Annotated in this window: 29 protein-coding genes; 10 read left to right on the top strand and 19 right to left on the bottom strand. The window is 43.7% G+C overall.

The features are described from left to right. Nucleotides 1–140 precede the first annotated feature (140 nt). The gene (gene rlmF, locus CWC29_RS22880; protein ID WP_128725811.1) at nucleotides 141–998 is read left to right on the top strand and encodes a 23S rRNA (adenine(1618)-N(6))-methyltransferase RlmF; all 858 of its coding nucleotides are present in this window, start codon (nucleotides 141–143) and stop codon (nucleotides 996–998) included. Nucleotides 999–1,483: 485 nt separating this feature from the next. Here the strand turns inward: rlmF and CWC29_RS22875 are convergent, their stop codons facing one another. The 16 genes from CWC29_RS22875 to CWC29_RS22800 all read right to left on the bottom strand — a co-directional run bounded on the left by CWC29_RS22875 (nucleotide 1,484) and on the right by CWC29_RS22800 (nucleotide 10,743). After that, nucleotides 1,484–2,233 carry a hypothetical protein gene (locus tag CWC29_RS22875; RefSeq protein ID WP_138521757.1) on the bottom strand — a complete coding sequence of 250 codons (750 nt, stop codon included), beginning with the start codon at nucleotides 2,231–2,233 and terminating at the stop codon, nucleotides 1,484–1,486. A 343-nt stretch (nucleotides 2,234–2,576) separates the two neighbouring features. After that, nucleotides 2,577–2,756, bottom strand: a complete 180-nt coding sequence (locus tag CWC29_RS22870) for a hypothetical protein (protein WP_138521759.1) — start codon at nucleotides 2,754–2,756, stop codon at nucleotides 2,577–2,579. Further along, nucleotides 2,746–2,991 (bottom strand): hypothetical protein, encoded by a 246-nt coding sequence (locus tag CWC29_RS22865; protein WP_138521761.1) that lies wholly within the window; start codon nucleotides 2,989–2,991, stop codon nucleotides 2,746–2,748. Before CWC29_RS22865 ends, CWC29_RS22870 begins: the two co-directional genes overlap by 11 nt. Next, the gene (locus CWC29_RS22860; RefSeq protein WP_095729168.1) at nucleotides 2,985–3,386 is read right to left on the bottom strand and encodes a Mor transcription activator family protein; all 402 of its coding nucleotides are present in this window, start codon (nucleotides 3,384–3,386) and stop codon (nucleotides 2,985–2,987) included. Before CWC29_RS22860 ends, CWC29_RS22865 begins: the two co-directional genes overlap by 7 nt. Beyond that, the gene (locus CWC29_RS22855) at nucleotides 3,379–4,023 is read right to left on the bottom strand and encodes a gp16 family protein (protein ID WP_138521762.1); all 645 of its coding nucleotides are present in this window, start codon (nucleotides 4,021–4,023) and stop codon (nucleotides 3,379–3,381) included. The genes CWC29_RS22860 and CWC29_RS22855 overlap by 8 nt, the downstream gene beginning before the upstream one ends. A 10-nt stretch (nucleotides 4,024–4,033) precedes the next feature. Beyond that, the gene (locus tag CWC29_RS22850) at nucleotides 4,034–4,663 is read right to left on the bottom strand and encodes a DUF3164 family protein (RefSeq protein WP_138521764.1); all 630 of its coding nucleotides are present in this window, start codon (nucleotides 4,661–4,663) and stop codon (nucleotides 4,034–4,036) included. A gap of 12 nt (nucleotides 4,664–4,675) precedes the next feature. After that, nucleotides 4,676–4,993, bottom strand: a complete 318-nt coding sequence (locus CWC29_RS22845; protein WP_138521766.1) for a hypothetical protein — start codon at nucleotides 4,991–4,993, stop codon at nucleotides 4,676–4,678. A 2-nt stretch (nucleotides 4,994–4,995) separates the two neighbouring features. Further along, on the bottom strand, nucleotides 4,996–6,141 hold the full coding sequence (locus CWC29_RS22840; protein ID WP_138521767.1) for an ExeA family protein: 1,146 nt from the start codon (nucleotides 6,139–6,141) through the stop codon (nucleotides 4,996–4,998). Between the two features lie 3 nt (nucleotides 6,142–6,144). After that, a complete protein-coding gene (locus tag CWC29_RS22835) occupies nucleotides 6,145–7,923 on the bottom strand; it encodes a DDE-type integrase/transposase/recombinase (protein ID WP_138521769.1) in 1,779 nt (592 codons plus the stop codon). Then, complete coding sequence (locus CWC29_RS22830; RefSeq protein WP_138521770.1) at nucleotides 7,920–8,837, bottom strand: hypothetical protein; 918 nt, start codon at nucleotides 8,835–8,837, stop codon at nucleotides 7,920–7,922. Before CWC29_RS22830 ends, CWC29_RS22835 begins: the two co-directional genes overlap by 4 nt. 4 nt (nucleotides 8,838–8,841) lie before the next feature. Further along, a complete protein-coding gene (locus CWC29_RS22825) occupies nucleotides 8,842–9,150 on the bottom strand; it encodes a MarR family transcriptional regulator (RefSeq protein ID WP_138521772.1) in 309 nt (102 codons plus the stop codon). Beyond that, a complete protein-coding gene (locus CWC29_RS22820) occupies nucleotides 9,147–9,413 on the bottom strand; it encodes a hypothetical protein (RefSeq protein ID WP_138521774.1) in 267 nt (88 codons plus the stop codon). Before CWC29_RS22820 ends, CWC29_RS22825 begins: the two co-directional genes overlap by 4 nt. Beyond that, nucleotides 9,410–9,565, bottom strand: a complete 156-nt coding sequence (locus CWC29_RS22815; RefSeq protein ID WP_157757237.1) for a hypothetical protein — start codon at nucleotides 9,563–9,565, stop codon at nucleotides 9,410–9,412. Before CWC29_RS22815 ends, CWC29_RS22820 begins: the two co-directional genes overlap by 4 nt. 11 nt (nucleotides 9,566–9,576) lie before the next feature. After that, on the bottom strand, nucleotides 9,577–10,056 hold the full coding sequence (locus tag CWC29_RS22810; RefSeq protein ID WP_010604423.1) for a hypothetical protein: 480 nt from the start codon (nucleotides 10,054–10,056) through the stop codon (nucleotides 9,577–9,579). Then, nucleotides 10,046–10,423 (bottom strand): hypothetical protein, encoded by a 378-nt coding sequence (locus tag CWC29_RS22805; protein ID WP_138521776.1) that lies wholly within the window; start codon nucleotides 10,421–10,423, stop codon nucleotides 10,046–10,048. Before CWC29_RS22805 ends, CWC29_RS22810 begins: the two co-directional genes overlap by 11 nt. Nucleotides 10,424–10,479: 56 nt before the next feature. Beyond that, on the bottom strand, nucleotides 10,480–10,743 hold the full coding sequence (locus CWC29_RS22800; RefSeq protein WP_088531228.1) for a helix-turn-helix domain-containing protein: 264 nt from the start codon (nucleotides 10,741–10,743) through the stop codon (nucleotides 10,480–10,482). Nucleotides 10,744–10,836: 93 nt separating this feature from the next. On the opposite strand from CWC29_RS22800, the gene CWC29_RS22795 reads away from it, so the two are divergent. Continuing rightward, complete coding sequence (locus CWC29_RS22795) at nucleotides 10,837–11,319, top strand: helix-turn-helix domain-containing protein (protein WP_138521778.1); 483 nt, start codon at nucleotides 10,837–10,839, stop codon at nucleotides 11,317–11,319. Nucleotides 11,320–11,323: 4 nt separating this feature from the next. On the opposite strand, the gene CWC29_RS22790 is transcribed toward CWC29_RS22795, so the two are convergent. From CWC29_RS22790 to CWC29_RS22780, 3 genes are all read right to left on the bottom strand, one after another. Next, nucleotides 11,324–11,674, bottom strand: coding sequence for a hypothetical protein (locus tag CWC29_RS22790; protein ID WP_138521780.1), 351 nt, complete (start codon nucleotides 11,672–11,674; stop codon nucleotides 11,324–11,326). A 2-nt stretch (nucleotides 11,675–11,676) separates the two neighbouring features. Further along, nucleotides 11,677–12,126 (bottom strand): hypothetical protein, encoded by a 450-nt coding sequence (locus tag CWC29_RS22785; protein WP_138521782.1) that lies wholly within the window; start codon nucleotides 12,124–12,126, stop codon nucleotides 11,677–11,679. Nucleotides 12,127–12,231: 105 nt separating this feature from the next. Further along, nucleotides 12,232–12,381, bottom strand: a complete 150-nt coding sequence (locus CWC29_RS22780) for a hypothetical protein (RefSeq protein WP_167815476.1) — start codon at nucleotides 12,379–12,381, stop codon at nucleotides 12,232–12,234. 384 nt (nucleotides 12,382–12,765) lie between these two features. Here CWC29_RS22780 and CWC29_RS22775 point away from each other — a divergent pair, with 384 nt between their 5' ends. The 8 genes from CWC29_RS22775 (at nucleotide 12,766) to CWC29_RS22740 (ending at nucleotide 15,591) form a co-directional block, all read left to right on the top strand. Then, entirely contained in the window at nucleotides 12,766–13,179 is a 414-nt protein-coding gene (locus CWC29_RS22775; RefSeq protein WP_138521784.1) for a DUF4124 domain-containing protein, read from the top strand. Between the two features lie 74 nt (nucleotides 13,180–13,253). After that, entirely contained in the window at nucleotides 13,254–13,847 is a 594-nt protein-coding gene (locus CWC29_RS22770) for a glycoside hydrolase family 108 protein (RefSeq protein ID WP_138521786.1), read from the top strand. Next, nucleotides 13,837–14,097 (top strand): hypothetical protein, encoded by a 261-nt coding sequence (locus CWC29_RS22765; RefSeq protein ID WP_138521788.1) that lies wholly within the window; start codon nucleotides 13,837–13,839, stop codon nucleotides 14,095–14,097. The genes CWC29_RS22770 and CWC29_RS22765 overlap by 11 nt, the downstream gene beginning before the upstream one ends. Continuing rightward, nucleotides 14,090–14,539 carry a 3TM-type holin gene (locus tag CWC29_RS22760; protein ID WP_138521790.1) on the top strand — a complete coding sequence of 150 codons (450 nt, stop codon included), beginning with the start codon at nucleotides 14,090–14,092 and terminating at the stop codon, nucleotides 14,537–14,539. The genes CWC29_RS22765 and CWC29_RS22760 overlap by 8 nt, the downstream gene beginning before the upstream one ends. Then, the gene (locus CWC29_RS22755) at nucleotides 14,526–14,750 is read left to right on the top strand and encodes a TraR/DksA C4-type zinc finger protein (RefSeq protein WP_138521792.1); all 225 of its coding nucleotides are present in this window, start codon (nucleotides 14,526–14,528) and stop codon (nucleotides 14,748–14,750) included. Before CWC29_RS22760 ends, CWC29_RS22755 begins: the two co-directional genes overlap by 14 nt. Further along, on the top strand, nucleotides 14,747–15,064 hold the full coding sequence (locus CWC29_RS22750; protein ID WP_235956717.1) for a DUF2730 family protein: 318 nt from the start codon (nucleotides 14,747–14,749) through the stop codon (nucleotides 15,062–15,064). The genes CWC29_RS22755 and CWC29_RS22750 overlap by 4 nt, the downstream gene beginning before the upstream one ends. Continuing rightward, nucleotides 15,051–15,302, top strand: coding sequence for a hypothetical protein (locus CWC29_RS22745; RefSeq protein WP_010604411.1), 252 nt, complete (start codon nucleotides 15,051–15,053; stop codon nucleotides 15,300–15,302). The genes CWC29_RS22750 and CWC29_RS22745 overlap by 14 nt, the downstream gene beginning before the upstream one ends. Further along, nucleotides 15,289–15,591: a VpaChn25_0724 family phage protein gene (locus tag CWC29_RS22740; protein ID WP_010604410.1), complete on the top strand. Its 303-nt coding sequence runs from the start codon at nucleotides 15,289–15,291 to the stop codon at nucleotides 15,589–15,591. The genes CWC29_RS22745 and CWC29_RS22740 overlap by 14 nt, the downstream gene beginning before the upstream one ends.

The raw sequence follows: 15,591 nt of genomic DNA, 5'->3' as shown, positions 1-15,591 counted from the left end.
TACCAGTTGACTGATTGATAAGTAAACTCTTAAACGAAGCAAATAAAAGGGTTGATATGCCTTTAAGATAAAGCCAGTATTCAAGACTTAAGCGTTCGATTAAAAGTGTTATAATCCTTTTTATTTATTCGAAGAATCCTGTGCACCCAAGAAACAAGCATAATTCAGGCTATGATCTAGACAAGCTTATAGCGATTGAACCCGCTTTAAAGAATTTTACTTACAACCGATCTGATGGCATAAAAAGCATCGACTTCACTAATCCAGATGCCGTAAAACTGTTAAATAAGGCATTGCTTAAATCAGACTACGATATACAAGTTTGGGATATCCCCGCACAATTTTTATGCCCGCCAGTTCCAGGCAGAGCAGACTATATCCATGCGCTGAAAGATCTGTTAGATGAAAGTAACTTGCCCGATAAGGTGCAAGGCGTAGATATTGGCACTGGTGCCAATTTGATCTATCCCATCTTGGGATCAAGAGAATATAACTGGCGCTTTGTGGCCTCTGACATCAATCCTCTTGCTGTGAAGTGTGCCAAAACCATCGCAGAACTAAATAAGTTGCCGGTAAAAGTGATGCAACAAAAGCAGCCTAATCACTTTTTTAAAACAATAATAAAAGCAAACCAGTTTTATCATTTTTCAATGTGTAACCCGCCCTTCCATTCCAGTGAAGCAGATGCCAACAAGGGCACGCAAAGAAAGTGGAAAAACCTTAACCGAGCACCACAAGCCTCGCTAAATTTTGGCGGTCAAGCTCAAGAGCTATGGTGTGAAGGTGGAGAAAAGCGCTTTATACTGGATATGATCTCTGAGAGTGTCACTTTCAAAGAGCAAGTTTATTGGTTTACTTCCCTTATCTCTAATAAAGACAACGTCAAACCACTTAAACAGCAACTTAAACAGTTCGCTGCAGAGCAAGTAAAAGTGATCGAGATGGAACAAGGTAATAAGACAAGCCGTTTTATCGCCTGGAGTTTTTTCAAACCCTAGCAATGTGTATATGGTGGAAACGAGTTTACCTCGCGAGATTTTCTAAACAGCAAAAAACCCGCTGCATTGCTGCAACGGGTTTGACGTACATGGATGTACTAATGTCGATTAGATCCATGGATGAATGCTGTTAATCAACCTTTAATAAGGCCCTGGCTCGCTACGAAGTGGGACGTTTTACTCTCTTTGTTTGGGGAGCCCAACAGCTCGGCGGGTAAACCACCTCCGACCATGCTGCTCAGTGCTGATGTGGCGGGAGCGAGCTTGCCTCACGATCTTTAATAAGGTCCTGGCTCGCTACGAACTAGGATGTTTTATTCTTTTTGCTTGATGATCCAATGTACAAAAACTCTATAGCTAATTGTGCGAAAACTACGGGAATATGTGGGAAAGTTCGGGATTGGATGAGAGACTATTTTAAAATGCGTTTAACATTATCAAACTAAAGGTGAAATCACTTCAAAACAGACTACATAACCTTACTGCTATCCAACTTTTGATAACACGAGCTTTTTTTCCACCCCGCTGCTTGGAAAAGTTTCATTCATAAACTTTAGAACTTCTGGACTACAATGCTCATATAAAATCTTAGTGTATAGAGTATTGTATCTAGATAAACTAGGCTCATAAGCATAGTTCATGAGCAATACAGCCCCAAATCGTATATCTTTTCTGGCTCTAAGCTCTGCTATAACAGAGGAATAATTTTGTAAGTAATTGAGACTATCCTCTAAGAACAAAACATTTGTGACGTCTACAAACAAAACCGCATCTTTTTTCGCATATGCCTTTTTGTTCTTTTTATCTATGGCAATAGGTATTTTTTGTAGGTAACTGTTCTTCTTCTTAGCAGACAAAGAAGCTCTCGTTATCTCTGCAAATATCTCTGAATCGTGATCATGTATTTTTAAATCTGGACTTTCCTGAGCAATTACCTTAAGACCTTTCGATAAAAGGGAAGCTGTCACCCTAAGCTCAAACCTGAAATCGTGCCATTGAACAACAGTCCTTTGCCTAATTAAATCTCTTTTTATTTTTTTTAAAGCCAGTGGATTATGCTGTGCAACTTTATCCAAGTCATCAACAAACATAAGTAATGAACCTAGCTCGTTATAAAAATAATGATCTTGGCTATTAAATAAATCTACGATGCTTAAAATTTGCTTATTTAAAATAGTCTCGGAATTAAGATATTTATCGAACTTCATATGGCTATCTATTTTTTCTATCGCCATTTTAAGACTTTCGTAAAGATTGGTTACACTTTGACTATTAACCTTATTGTTATAGAGGTTTGTGGCCTCAAAGGTGAACCATCGAGATTTGAAGAGTATCACTTTTGACAAAACTATCTCCAAGACTCTCCTAATCAGGTGGAGTTTCAGTACCACCTGATAGGTCAGTCGTTATCTATTAACATCCTTAGTAAAACAGTAGCGCTTTAAGATACGCTGCTTTTTTATCGCTTTTTCTTACACCACGCTACGAACAGCACAATAAAAAGTATTGATACCGAACTAATGACAAATAGCATGATAGCCTCTTCGATTGAAGGTATTCCCATTTCTCTCTCCATGTTTAATTAATTGACGGGACTGAGGTCGCTTTCTCAGCAGTTCCATTTCTGTACTGGCTCTGTGTAACTTTAGCCGTTTCAATCAGCAACTGCAAAGCACCGTCAACTTCTTCTAGGGTTTTACAGCCATGAGCATTTAGATAACTAGCTATATGTTGTAGTGCTACAGTATTACTCTTCATTTTCTTCCTCATTCATTAGCTCCCAAATTACCTTATATAAAGGTGGGGCTTCTGGTTCTATCGGTGGAATTGATGGGCCGCCGTTGCGACCGAATCTGACTGTTTGCTCTGGCTCTTCCAATTGCTCTTCTATATATACCCTTTTTCCAAACTCGAATCCGAGTAGTAGCGTGGTAAATAGAAGGAGCAGCAACAGCCATGTGTTTACTGTGATCTCGTCGTCACGTTTCAGCATAGTGAATGCCCTCCACCATCTTTAGTCCCTTTACCTTTGCAACTATCGAATAGGTCTCCTTGTACTTCATCCGTTTTCAGCTGGTTCATAGTACGAACAACTTCATATATCCACTGCACAGAATAGCCATGCTTCTTAGCTAGTTCGACGTGGTTATCTCCAGTAAACTCGCTCCAGATTTTGTTGTGCTTCAGAATTGTATCCAGTGATACGCCCTTGCAAACATAAACGTTCTCGCCCCCAAATGTATGACGAACTCGGTCTACAGCTTCACGGCCTATCTGGCCTGCTTGTTCAGCACCAACTACGTCGGCAACCCCACGAGTAACAACCTCAAAGATAGCCAGCAACATACCAATACCACGTTCTGAGCCTTTGCCAAATTGTTCAGCCATTACTAGACTCCTCATATCGGCCAAGCATTAAGCCTGTGAAGTTAAGAGCGCTCTCAAGCTGCTCAACATTACAATTTGAAAAGTTGTTATATTTATACACAATGCGTCCCGCCTCGAACTTTTCCTCATCGTTCAGTGGCAGCTTTTTTAAATCAGGGACTAGCTCTTTCATGTCTTTTGCCATCAGACGCGCATACCAGCTTTTTAACTGCTCAATCAGTGCATGAACCATAGGTGCGCGTAGCCACTCCAAACGCTCAATAGCTACGTTACTGTTCATACGCTTAGCTTGTGATTTACTCCAATTGAGTAGCGCGGCTTCCGAGCCATCGCGTAAATAGCCACGATGGCTCATAGCGATCCAAACTTGGCGCAGTTTATCCAGTGGCGTTTTGTCTTCGGGAGCTATATCACGAGTCATTGGTGAGTTTTTACCACCGCGCTTTTTAGTCACCACTTTAAAACCTTTGTCTTTCATGTGAGACAGCACTTTGTTTAGCTCACCTACGTTCATACCTTCGCAGCTTTCTTTCTTAGTCAGTTCGACTAAAATTTGACGATACAAATCTTCGTCCCAGCCTAAACTCGTTTTACCTACATGTATTAATTGAATCAGTTTTGATTTTGATAAATACATAACGCCACCTTTATAGAGATTTACTAACCAATGGGATATGAACCCAGCTACCTAGCGCATTACGCTCATAAAAGCGCACGTAAGTTTTGGTGCTTGAGAGAATGATCGCATCATCAAGCGCTTGCATCGCATTGGCCCAATCTTCGCTATCACTGGCTAGGCGGTATTTACGCAATGCCATGATCCGCGCCTTGTTGTAATTGCCATCACTGTTTGTGCTAAACGCATCTTGTACAATTTGGCGTAGTAGCTTGTCTTCGCCTAGTGTTTCCAACTTTTCATTGATCACCTTGTCGATGAGTTCTTTTGCCACATTTATCTCAGGACCAAACGTGATCTGATCAGCAACGCCAACTTCTACTTTACGCTTGGCATCATAGCTGGTTAACGTAACATTGCCTTTATTACCGCCTATCTCAACGTTATAGCTTGCAAACAAATCAGCTATAAATGTGTTCACACTCTTAAACACCTTGCGCTTAAATTCGTCATGCAACTCAGATAGCGCCTTGGCCTCATCAACAAACCCATTTACTAGGTCGTGTTTTTCAATGTCGTGGGCTGCAATTTTGTCTAGCGGGACTTGATAACCGCGCGGGTTTGCTAAAAATGTGCGTGCTGTATTGTCTTGTGTATTCATAATGATCCCTTACTACCGAGGTTGAATAGATTGAAATTTGTGAAAGCGTTGGCCTTGGCATTTGGGGCAAACGCTTACGCCTTCCCCAACCCAACCGCAATGCGTGGTTAAACACCGAACCCCTGTAGGCTCAATTGTTTCTATCAGCTCACGCTTACCAAAAACGTTGTCCCAAGCCTTTACTGGCGCGTTCACAGCACTGGCTAAAAGGTGTTGCATTGCGCCATCATCAGCTAAAAGTGCCTTTGACTGCTCTTGTGAAACGGTGACTGTTTTAGTCACTTGAACCAACGCCATACCCGTTAATTGAATTTCTACCTGTTGACTCATGGCTATACCTTTAAAACTAATGATTCTGTGATCTGCTGCTCACCAATTTGAGCGGCCGCATTCATGGCTTTAGCAAGCCAAGTATTTACATTGAGTGGGTACGAACGGTCTAGCTCGGCATCATCCAATGCAATGCCGTGGCGAATGCGCCCCATACACTTGCCGCGAATCGCGCTGAGGGCATCCTCAGTAAAGATCTTGTCAGCATCTACACCAACGCGAGATAGCTTATGGCGAATATACTCGGGAACATAAATCCCTAGCGGCTGCATCCGTATTTGATTGCAGCGCCAGCTAAACTCACGAACGTGCTGGCCGCTTAACTTTTTGGCAAGCTCCGACTGGCCAATCAGTACAATCCCCATCACACGCCTAAACCCGTGCGTTAACTCCCAAATACGCTTGAGTAGCTTGATCACATCAGCGCTTAAATCGTGCGCCTCATCAATTACCATTAGGTGTAAATGGCCGTTGTTAGCGCTTTCAATTAATGCCTCTTCTATTGCAGCATCACGCTCTTCAGCACTTGGTTTATGCTTGATTTGTAGCGCTCTACAAATAGCGGTAGAAATAGACTCTGCGGTTATTTTGCGACGGTCTAATCGTGCGGGTTGGATCAAAATTACATCAGGATGATCTTGTTGCACTTGGTGAATAAAAGTGCGGCGAATAATCGTCTTGCCGCTTCCACACTCACCATAGAGTGCAATCATGCTGCCAGCGTTCGCGGCCGTTAGCATGTCTTCTAAAATAATACGGTGGGCATCAACCAAAAATAGGTCATCCTCGCTCGTTATCTCGTTTTCAAACGGGTCACGACGTAGTTTAAAAAACTTCTTTGCGTTAGCTGTTAGCATTTCAGGCTCCGGATCTTCATATTCAACTTCAGGTTGTGCGTTCTTGTTTGGCTCATACCAGGTAAACAAATCGGTTAGTTGCTCGCTGGTTGCACCGAGTTCTTTTAAATACTCTGCAATGACTGCTTTAATCGCTTTGCTATCACAGGTTTTTGGCCAGTCGGCTTGTGTTGCTACACGGCTTAAACTAGCTTTGCTAAATTTCAGCCCTTTAGCGGCTAATGCTTTTACTACTTGGGCTTGCTTAACTCCCAGTACTTCAAACACATGGCTAAGCTTTGTTATTTTCAACTGCTATCTCGCTATCTTCAGCACTGGAGTCTCCGCAATTCCTAGGTGCAACTGTTCAACAACCGCTGACACTTCCGTTTCAGCAATACTTTGGCCATGCAGCCAATCAATTTCGTTAGGACGCAGGGGCCTACCCAAACGCTGTGCTACAACCATGCGTAAATCGAGCGAGTCCAACACCTTGCCTTTGCGCGAGCCTTCGGCGACTTGCTTAGCAATCGGATTGTCTAGCTCAATAGTTTCTCCCTTAGGCGCAATGCGGGTGTCGTGCTCAACATTTTTGAGGTGTGTGTGAGCGACCAAAGCGCCCCCAAATGGAGCTAGCTTTTTCTTCTTAGCCTGCTTGATTTCTGCATCACTGAGATTTTCAAAAGCGAGCCTATCCGCTGCTTTAGCTGCGCTTTGAGTCGCTGTGTCTTTGTTTTGGATGTGCTCTTCACCAATTACAGGGGCGTCTAACCTAAAGCCATCTTCACCAACATCTGCTGGTTGAACTTGGTGATACACCACTTCATCAAGGGGGGTTGTAACACCTACTAATAAATCCGGCGTATCACCCACAATAATTGGACTAACCGAAACCGTGATCCCGTTACGGACATGCTCCAGTTCACCAACGTCATAGCGGTGTTGCTGCTTGGTTCGTGGGTGAACATAAGTGATCTCCAGATCACCGTTCACCTTCCGTGTTTCACCTGTTTTGGTCAGTAGTAACCTGCAAATTTGCTCATCTGGTAGCATGCGCAGATAGTCGCGGTTTTGTGGTTGGTATATGGTTAGCCATACATCGGAACGTGCTTGTTTGTGTCGACTATGCTTGCAGTTCATGCCAGGTATTTTGTTGGCGTTAAATGCCTCTTGCCATGCCCATACCGACTCGTTTAGCTCGTCAACACTGTTAACCGGTTCAAACAAAATGCGGCTTTCAAATTGCTTTTCAACAATGTTGTTTGCCACTTCCACAGCCCCTTTAGCGCGTGGGTTGCCAGCCTCATGAGGTATGTTTTTAACTTTGAGTGCATCTAATACATTGGTAATTGCTTTACCTGTGTTGGCACTGCCTTTATCCCACAACAGAATTTGTGGTACGCCCATAAATGGCGAGCCTTCATGTTGCTTCCAACACCACATTAAAAAGTCGAACATGTTGGCTTGCGTTTCACCCGATGACTCGTAATAACGCACGCGGATCATGCCGCTATTGTGATCAACCAATACATAACGCCACACTCGTAAGTGCTTTATGCGCTCTAAGTTCTCTGGCTTATTTGCGTAAAACTCAGAGTCATTTGCGTAGCGCTGCACTTTGCCTTTTTTACCTGGCGGGTAATAAAGCAAACAATAACTTGGGTCTACTTGATGTACATGATTAGGCGCTAAACTGCGCATTTGAACATGCGGTGTTGCTCTATCTAACGCGCTAACTGAGGCATTACGTTTAGCTAGTACACGGCTGATCTGGCTGGTGCTTAAACAGGCATAACCATTAGCAACCAAGATTGATTTAGCCGTAGTAACATCCATGATCCGCTTACCATTATCACGTACCCCTTGGTTCAAAATGGCCACCAGCATATTCAAGGCTTCATCATCCATCGCTGTTGTGCCTGCATCACTGCGTTTGGCTTTGCCACTTTGCCAGCCTAGCTTTTTGAGTTTGCGATATAGCGCGTCTTTGCTTAGGCCCAGTGTTTCACATGCCTTTTCGCGGATTGTGCCTTTTTGGCCGTGGCCTGCGTTGTCTAGCTGTTCAGCCCAGTACTCTAGAGAGAGTGCGTTCATTCCATCACCTCCGTGGCCTCGTAACCCATTTCTGCCAGCCACTCACCACTGGGGCGCGCATCGTCTAAATCGCCATAGGTGCGGTGTATTTCGTTCCATACATGCGCGAGTTGAGTTAGTAAAATTTTGCTGTCAGCATAAAACGCGGATTTAGCGGCATCATAGGTTTTATCGTCAATTTGCACCGTCTCAAGCTGCTCACTGAGCACCAGCATTTGGTTAAACCCTTCACGCACTTGGTTTTGGGTTTTAGCCAGCGCTTCAAAAAAGCTTTTGGCTTCGCCTTTCCATTTCTCGGCACTAAACTTTTTGCTTTCTAAATCAGCGGTGAGTTGAATAATCTTGCAGTCCTTTTCAGACGCAGAGTTACGCGATGCTTTGAGCATGCGCTCGGTTGCGTCCAGCTCTTGAGTGATTTTCTCTTTTTCCTTAGCGTGCTTCGCTTTGAGTTCGTCGATTAGCTCTTTTACGGCTTCTTTATCGCCTGTCTCAACGGCTTCCGACTCTATAACTAGCGCTTGTTCATCTTCTGGTAGCTGTCTCAATGCTCGTAAGTCCCTATAGCCAAGCTTCATTTTTTGAGCCTGTTCAAAAAACTGTTCGCCAAACAACGTGAGGTTACTCAGTCGCTCATCAATACCTTTTCTATCCATTTGTAGAATATGTCTGCAACAATCTTCCCAAGTGGTGACAGTCACCAGTTTTCCATCTTCGTCTGTTACAGTTAATCCCTTGTATTCTTTGGTGTCTTTTATTTGTTGAAGAGTTTTTAACTCGGTGACAGTCACCAATTTTGAGATAAAGTTAAATGCCTGTGCACGACCAAGCTGCATTAATACATCTTGCTTAGCTGCAATTTCAGATTGCTGATGCACCTTCAAATCGATTAGATCTGTTACGCTTAAGTCACTCATTATTTCACCTCAACAAGCTGTAGTTATCACGCTCAATACGCAGGGAGTTAAGAGCCGTTGCGTAGTTATGAGCGACCGTGTTACTCACTTGAACGGGCTTTTTATGTAACCTCCAGCGCTGTTGGTTTTTGGTTAAACGCTCCGCCCAACCCGCATGCTCTAAGTTTGCTAGCACACGAGTCATATCCGCAGGACTACAGCCTAATTCAGCGGCTAGTTTTCCTGGTTCAGCTCCTTCGATTTCGCGTCCGGCCATCAATTCAATCGTGGCCAACACGCGCTGTATTTGTGCTGATAAATATCTCTCGCTCATATTGAAGCCCTCTCAATAGGTTTTATTGGCTTTCTGATAGGGTTGTTAAAATCGCTAACGCAACTTGGGCACACAACGTCGATATCAAACGCTTCACTTTGAACATGGCGCCATCCAATATGGTTTGCAGCCTGTAACCATGCGCTTTTAGTTACTGCCTGCTGCGCTTGCTCTATTCGTAAACAACAATTGCACTGAATTAGAGGGCGGTTGTTGTGTACGCTTATATGCTCAGCGCTAACGGGTTTGGTTAATAAGCTCATGCGTTCTCTCCTTGTGGTTTTCCGTGTGCCAGTGCTTTTAGCTGCTCCATACTCATTAGCAGCACAGTTTTACCTGCATGCTTACCAATACAAATGCTTGTATTTTGCTCTGGTTGGCGTTTTTTAGGCGCAACTTGGTCTTTGATAGTCATACTATTTGCTCCTAAATCAGGGTTTGTTGTGGGTCGTCGAGCCTTTCAGCTTCGAGCTTGTGATAGGCAAGGTCCTGCATTAGCAGAACAATTTGGTCGGCTACGTGCTGGGCGTTACCGTTGCCTTCTTCTAGTTGCATCACCATGCCAATTACTTGGTTTGCAAACTGATTCAGGTGGTTAATGGTGGGCATGCTAGGCTTTTTACCTTTGGGCATATCAACAATAAGTTTGTCTAAACTATGCGCCATATATTGGAGTGGGTACTCTCTACCCGTTGCTGCCATGTATGGTATTAGCAGGCTTGCTGGCATATCGCCATTACCAAGATGTTTATAGAGCATATCGTTACTAACCCCCGTTCTATCAGCAATGCGTGGCACGCTCATATTGCGTGTTGCTTGTGCATGCTCTTTACAAAGTTGTAGAGACTCTTGAAGGCTACGAGCGACAACTCGATTCCATTGGCGGCGTTTTGTTTTAGTAGTCATAGCAACCTCCTTTTTGCAAGCGAGGTGCAGCAAATAGTCCATTCCAAAAAGAAAGAATTTTTGGAACTTCCAAATAGAGGATCTTACTGGCTAGAATTTGATCATCACGTAAACGGGAGATCAAACCATGCAAACCGACTTTATTACTTACCAGTTTAAAAATCTGCTTGAATGGCTGTGTATTGACGATAAACCTTGTGCCGCTGTGTACTGCGCGAGCGCTAAAGAACTGCGCCAACTCATTGTTGAACTTGGCAGCTATACGCATATTGAGCGCAGAGTGGTGGTTAATCGACTGTACCAACAACAAAACACGGCTTTGTTGGCGCTGATAGCATTGTGCTATGTACGGGCTAATTATGTGCATTGTGTGGCTCCTGTAAGTTCGGTAACTCAGTTATTAGTAAAGTGGTTACTTAGCCCTTACGAGGCCAAAAGCTGCTGAAGCTGGTTAACGCCTTGCTCTCTGTTAATCAGCCCTCTTGGTGGGCTTACTGTGACATTGGGGAAAACATCACAGGTCTCTTTACCTATGATCTTGGCAATAGCATTAGCGACCTTTTGAGACTTAGTGTGCCCACAAACGACACCTGAAACAGTTGCGAGGCTAACACCCAGTGCATCAGCAACCATAGAAAGCGAATAGCCTTCGTTTGCAATAGCTTGTTTAATTTCGGAGGATTTCATAGTACATTACCTTTTTGAGTAAACCTTTTACCTGAACTTTGGCGAGTGAGAATAAAAGGTTTGGTTAATTGTTAGGCTTAGAATAGTACATATATGTCCTTAAAATCAACAGAAACAGACATAAATGTCTGCTCATTATTTCAGGCTGAGCGTAAGCGTTTGAATTTAAGCCAAAAAGATGTCGCAGATTTTTTAGGAATGTCGAGTAAGCAAATTAGTCGATGGGAATCATCTATTGCCATTCCATCAGATAAACTAGTTCAACTCGCATCGATGGGTTTTGATGCTGCATTTGTAGTAACTGGAAACCGAGCTGGAGTTTCTCTTATTGACCAAGAGTCTTTTGATATGGAAAGCGCTGTAGATGCTGCTTGTTATGCGGCAAGAGAAGCACTGCTTACAGTTTATCAAGCGAAGAGGTTAAAGAATGAGCTGGGCGAAAATGGAGAGTTTGATGCGATTAAAAGCCTTTCATTAATTGAGAAAGCTACAAGAATTTTAGTAAAAGCTGAATTGACTGGTAATATGAGCAATGACTCAATAAGAGATGTTTTGAACGCAGTAAGCACTGACTAAAATATTACTTAGTTTGCTTTACTCGATCAAAATACCCAATGTTTTTTAGTGCTTTGAGTAGCCGCCTACGCTCAAAGCGAAATTCCATATCAAAATGAATTATTTCTTCCTTTGAGGCGTGCTCAAAGTGTTTCTCGTAACTTTCAGTTTTTGCCAACAGCTGGATTGACTGATCTAAAAGCACTTCTTTCTTACGGCTTGATAGAGAGGTGACATTATTTACTGAGTGACTAGCTAGCCTTGGTTTACTCGGTACTTCAATTACTTTAATTAGGCTTTTTAGCCTAAACGCCATGTAGTACAAGTAAACGCAACATCCAAAAATCATAGCTAAGAGTAATACTTCAAATTTCATCTCTAAACCCAACGTTTACTCGGAACCAAATTAAATACTCTAAATGCAGGGTATGCGCCTATTACTAATAACGTTGCGACGTTAATTCCTGCAACACAGTATTTGAATACGTTACGTAACAGATCAGCCTCTAGTATTACACGATCAACATATCTTGCCATCAACAATGTGGCCATGGCAGCAGATAGAAAGCAGACAAATCGTGAGTAACGAGCAAAAACACAATCACGCATCATGTGGAGCTTTACTATAAGTGCTACATATATCACTTCATACAGTGCAAAAAATAGATAATAAAGCTGCCTTTTGGCGGCAGGATCTATACTTGCTGACAATATGGCATCTGATATGAATCGCCCGAGAAAGTGAAAACCAAAGCTAACCGCAGTTACTATCAACAAAGAATGCTCAACTTGCTCTCTCCAATCCTTAGATGGGAAGCCCGTAAGCATCTCTTTAACTCCTTGTTTTGAAAAAAATAGGAGAGCAATCAGAGCAACAAATTTGCTAAGAATGATCGCCCAGCCTATTGCAACGAAAAATTCGTTCAAAGTCCTTTACCCTTTATAACTTTGATCCTGTTCAGCACCGTAGCCCGAAGATTTATTCGCGGATGCCTTCGGTGGTTCTATACCATCGCCACCACCTGCACTCCCGCCAAAAATAGTTTTCAGTAGCTGACTTGGGATCTGTTTTTTTGTTTTCATGTTTTTACTCCTTATGTAATTGGAGCAAACAGCATAGCAGCAAAATTGAGAAATAATCTTTAACTTAGATTAAAAATGGGAACGGATGCCGTGGCTGTCCGTGCTACGTTACTACTGGTTACTCAATCCATTAACTCAACTATAACATTTGCCAAATGTTAGGCAAATAGTTTTGTGTTTATTTTCGGAATAATTTTAATAATTTGCGATAGAGTGCACGAATTTAGCGTTACTCTTTGAAAGTGGACTAGGATTCGTTGCGAAAAAAACACCAGATATCGGGTGATTTATTGATACCTTATGTTAACAAATTTACTTAAAAGCCTTTTTACTTATCGGGTTTTTCGCTTATATTAAAAAGCCAACTTAACTAAGGATAGTTTTATGAAATTAATGATGATCCCACTTATTCTTTGCGTCAGTAGTTCTACCATTGCGTTTGAAGTCTACAAATGCGACGTAGATGGTGTAATAACATATAGTGATAGGCCATGTGCTAAAGATGCTGAAAAAGTAAAAGTAAGAAGTAACGCACCAAGCACTATGCCATCGCCTGACAAATTGGTTGAAGAATGCCTCGCTTACGTCAAAGAAAATCGTGCTTGGAAAGATCCTGACTCGGTGCAGCTTGTTAGTTATAGAAAAATATGGACACATGACAGCAGTGGAGCAAGACAAGTGCTTAGGTTGGAAGTCAAAGCAAAAAACAGTTATGGAGCCTATGACGGCACAACGCATTCCTCTTGTTTCTTAAATCACAGTGGCACTGGCTTAAGTAGCGTGCAAGAGCTGCTGTAATTTATTAACCCAGTTTAAAATACACTCACCAACGCTATTGGCACTCTATCAGCACAGCCTGATGGAGATGCCAAATGATCACACCTCAACAACTCGAACATTACCGCCAACTACCCAATATTACCGCTGCGTTGCGTGGCTACAGTGATGCGTTTAGCCGTAGTGTATTAACCATTTTGTATTTAGAGGGCGGCTTGCTTGACGACGGCGGCCTAAATGATGCGGCGTCTGACCGTGGCGGCCTAACTAAATTTGGCATTAGCCAGCGAGCATACCCTCGACTCGATATCGCCAACCTCACCATTGACCATGCTATACGACTGTACTACCGCGACTATTGGGAGCCGATGCACTGCGATGAGCTAAATGCGGGAGTTGCGCTCATGCTGTTTGACGGCGCTGTACAACACGGCATAAACCGTATGACCCGCGTCGTGCAACGCACTGTAAACGCAACCATAGACGGCCTATTTGGCTCTCGCACCCTCAAACAATGCCATGCTATTTTGCCCAACCTAGTTATTTGCGAGCTAGTTAGCCGCCGCGCCTATCGCTATGCCCGCATTTGTTTAGACGACCCAACCCAACAGCCCAACCTTCGCGGTTGGATGAACCGCCTCGGCCACATTACCGAGCGCTGTTATACCGAGGTGTACCGTGGGGCGTAACTGGGAGTGGAGCTATAAACAAGGCCGCATAAAACGATTAAAGGCTGAGGTTGCCGCACACCAGAACGGCGAGCCATTTGATGCCAACCAAATACCGCTGCACAGCTACGACGGCACGATGCAGTCCAAATTCAAGCGTGGCTGGCAGTCTGTTTGTGAGACAGATATCCAGTGCCGACTAAACGGCCACAATACCTATCAACAAGTGCGGCAACGCCTCGCCAAACAATTTGGAGCGCGTCATGAGTGATTGGGTGGGACTAGGCACCGTGGTTGGCAATCTATTGGACGATGTTTTTACATCCGATGAAGAGCGTCAGCAGCTTGCTAATGAACTTGCAAAAATCGACAACCAGCGCAATGCGCAGGTATTGGCTCTTGAGGGCCGAATCGTTGAGCTACAAGGACAAGTGCTGGCTGCGCAATCTCAAATTATTACCGCTGAAGCCAAAGGCGAGAGCTTATTACAACGCTGCTGGCGACCTATCACTATGCTGACTTTTCTAGTGTTAATTGTACTGGACTCGTTTGGCCTTCTTACGTTTAGGCTCAGCGAGCAAGCGTGGGAGCTATTGCAGCTTGGTATTGGCGGCTACGTGATTGGGCGCACCGTTGAGAAAGCTGCCCCGGGTGTTAAAAGCATGGCTGCTTCAGCCATTCAAAATCTAAGGAAACCTAATGGACGTAGTTGATCAAGCGCAGCGCTTGGCTGAGCAAGATTTAGAGCGCGCGCTCAATAAAAACAAAGCCAACTTTGTTGGCCAAGATGTCGATTTTAATCACTGTTTGGAATGTGGCATTGAAATTCCAAAGGCAAGACGTGATGCAATTCATAGCTGTAAGCACTGTGTCGATTGCCAAGAGCGGTTAGAGCGACAAGCCAAACACTATAGGAAGCCATGATGGAGTTTTTACTTGAATGGTGGAAGCAAATGCTAGCCGCTGGTGTGGTAATCGTTGGCGCAGGTTCTATTGCATGGCTAAGAGCCACATTTGTGAGTAGAAAAGCACATAATGCTTTAGAGCTGCGTGTCAGCGCGGTTGAGCAAACAGTTGACGACTTGCCGAGCGCCGATGATTTACACGACCTAGACAAACGCTTGATTGAGGTGGGAGGCAAAATTGATGCGCTCTCGCCTCAGCTCGCCACCTTACAAAACACAACATCACTTTTAATGGAAAACGAACTCAGAGGTGCACGTAGTGGCGATAACTAACGATAACTGCTCTTGCGGTGCAAAAGTCGTTGTATTCACGGGCGATGATGTAAAGCACACCTCATTTCTATGTGATGGTTTTCAAGTTATCTGTGCTGAAGATCTGAATACCGAAAAAGCTAACTATTACTCACTCTTTCGGTGCTCTGAGTGCGGTGAACCAACAGCTGAAGCTGTACCAACTGTAGTTAATTTTCTCCATCCAACTTTTATAGGAAAAAATCATGGCGATGCATGAAGTACAAGCTGAACACCAACGGATCAGTATTTTGATTGCGCTTAAAGAGTCTGCGGACTATGGCGCAAACACTAGCATGTTGCGAGATGTGCTGAAGCGCTATGGCCTCGGCTGTAGCCTCGACCAGCTTAAAACCCTGCTGAATTGGCTGGAACAAAACGGCTACGTTAAAAACGAGCGCCTCAGCGAAAATACATGGGTTGCACGAATTACGAGCGCAGGCATTGATGTGGCTGAAGGTACGAGCACAGTACCAGGCATTAAACGCCCAGCACCTCGGAGTTTATAG

The organism is Pseudoalteromonas galatheae (assembly GCF_005886105.2).
Classification (GTDB): Bacteria; Pseudomonadota; Gammaproteobacteria; order Enterobacterales; family Alteromonadaceae; genus Pseudoalteromonas; species Pseudoalteromonas galatheae.
Note: the sequence above shows the minus strand (reverse complement) of the source record. Positions and strands in the feature narration are given on the sequence as shown.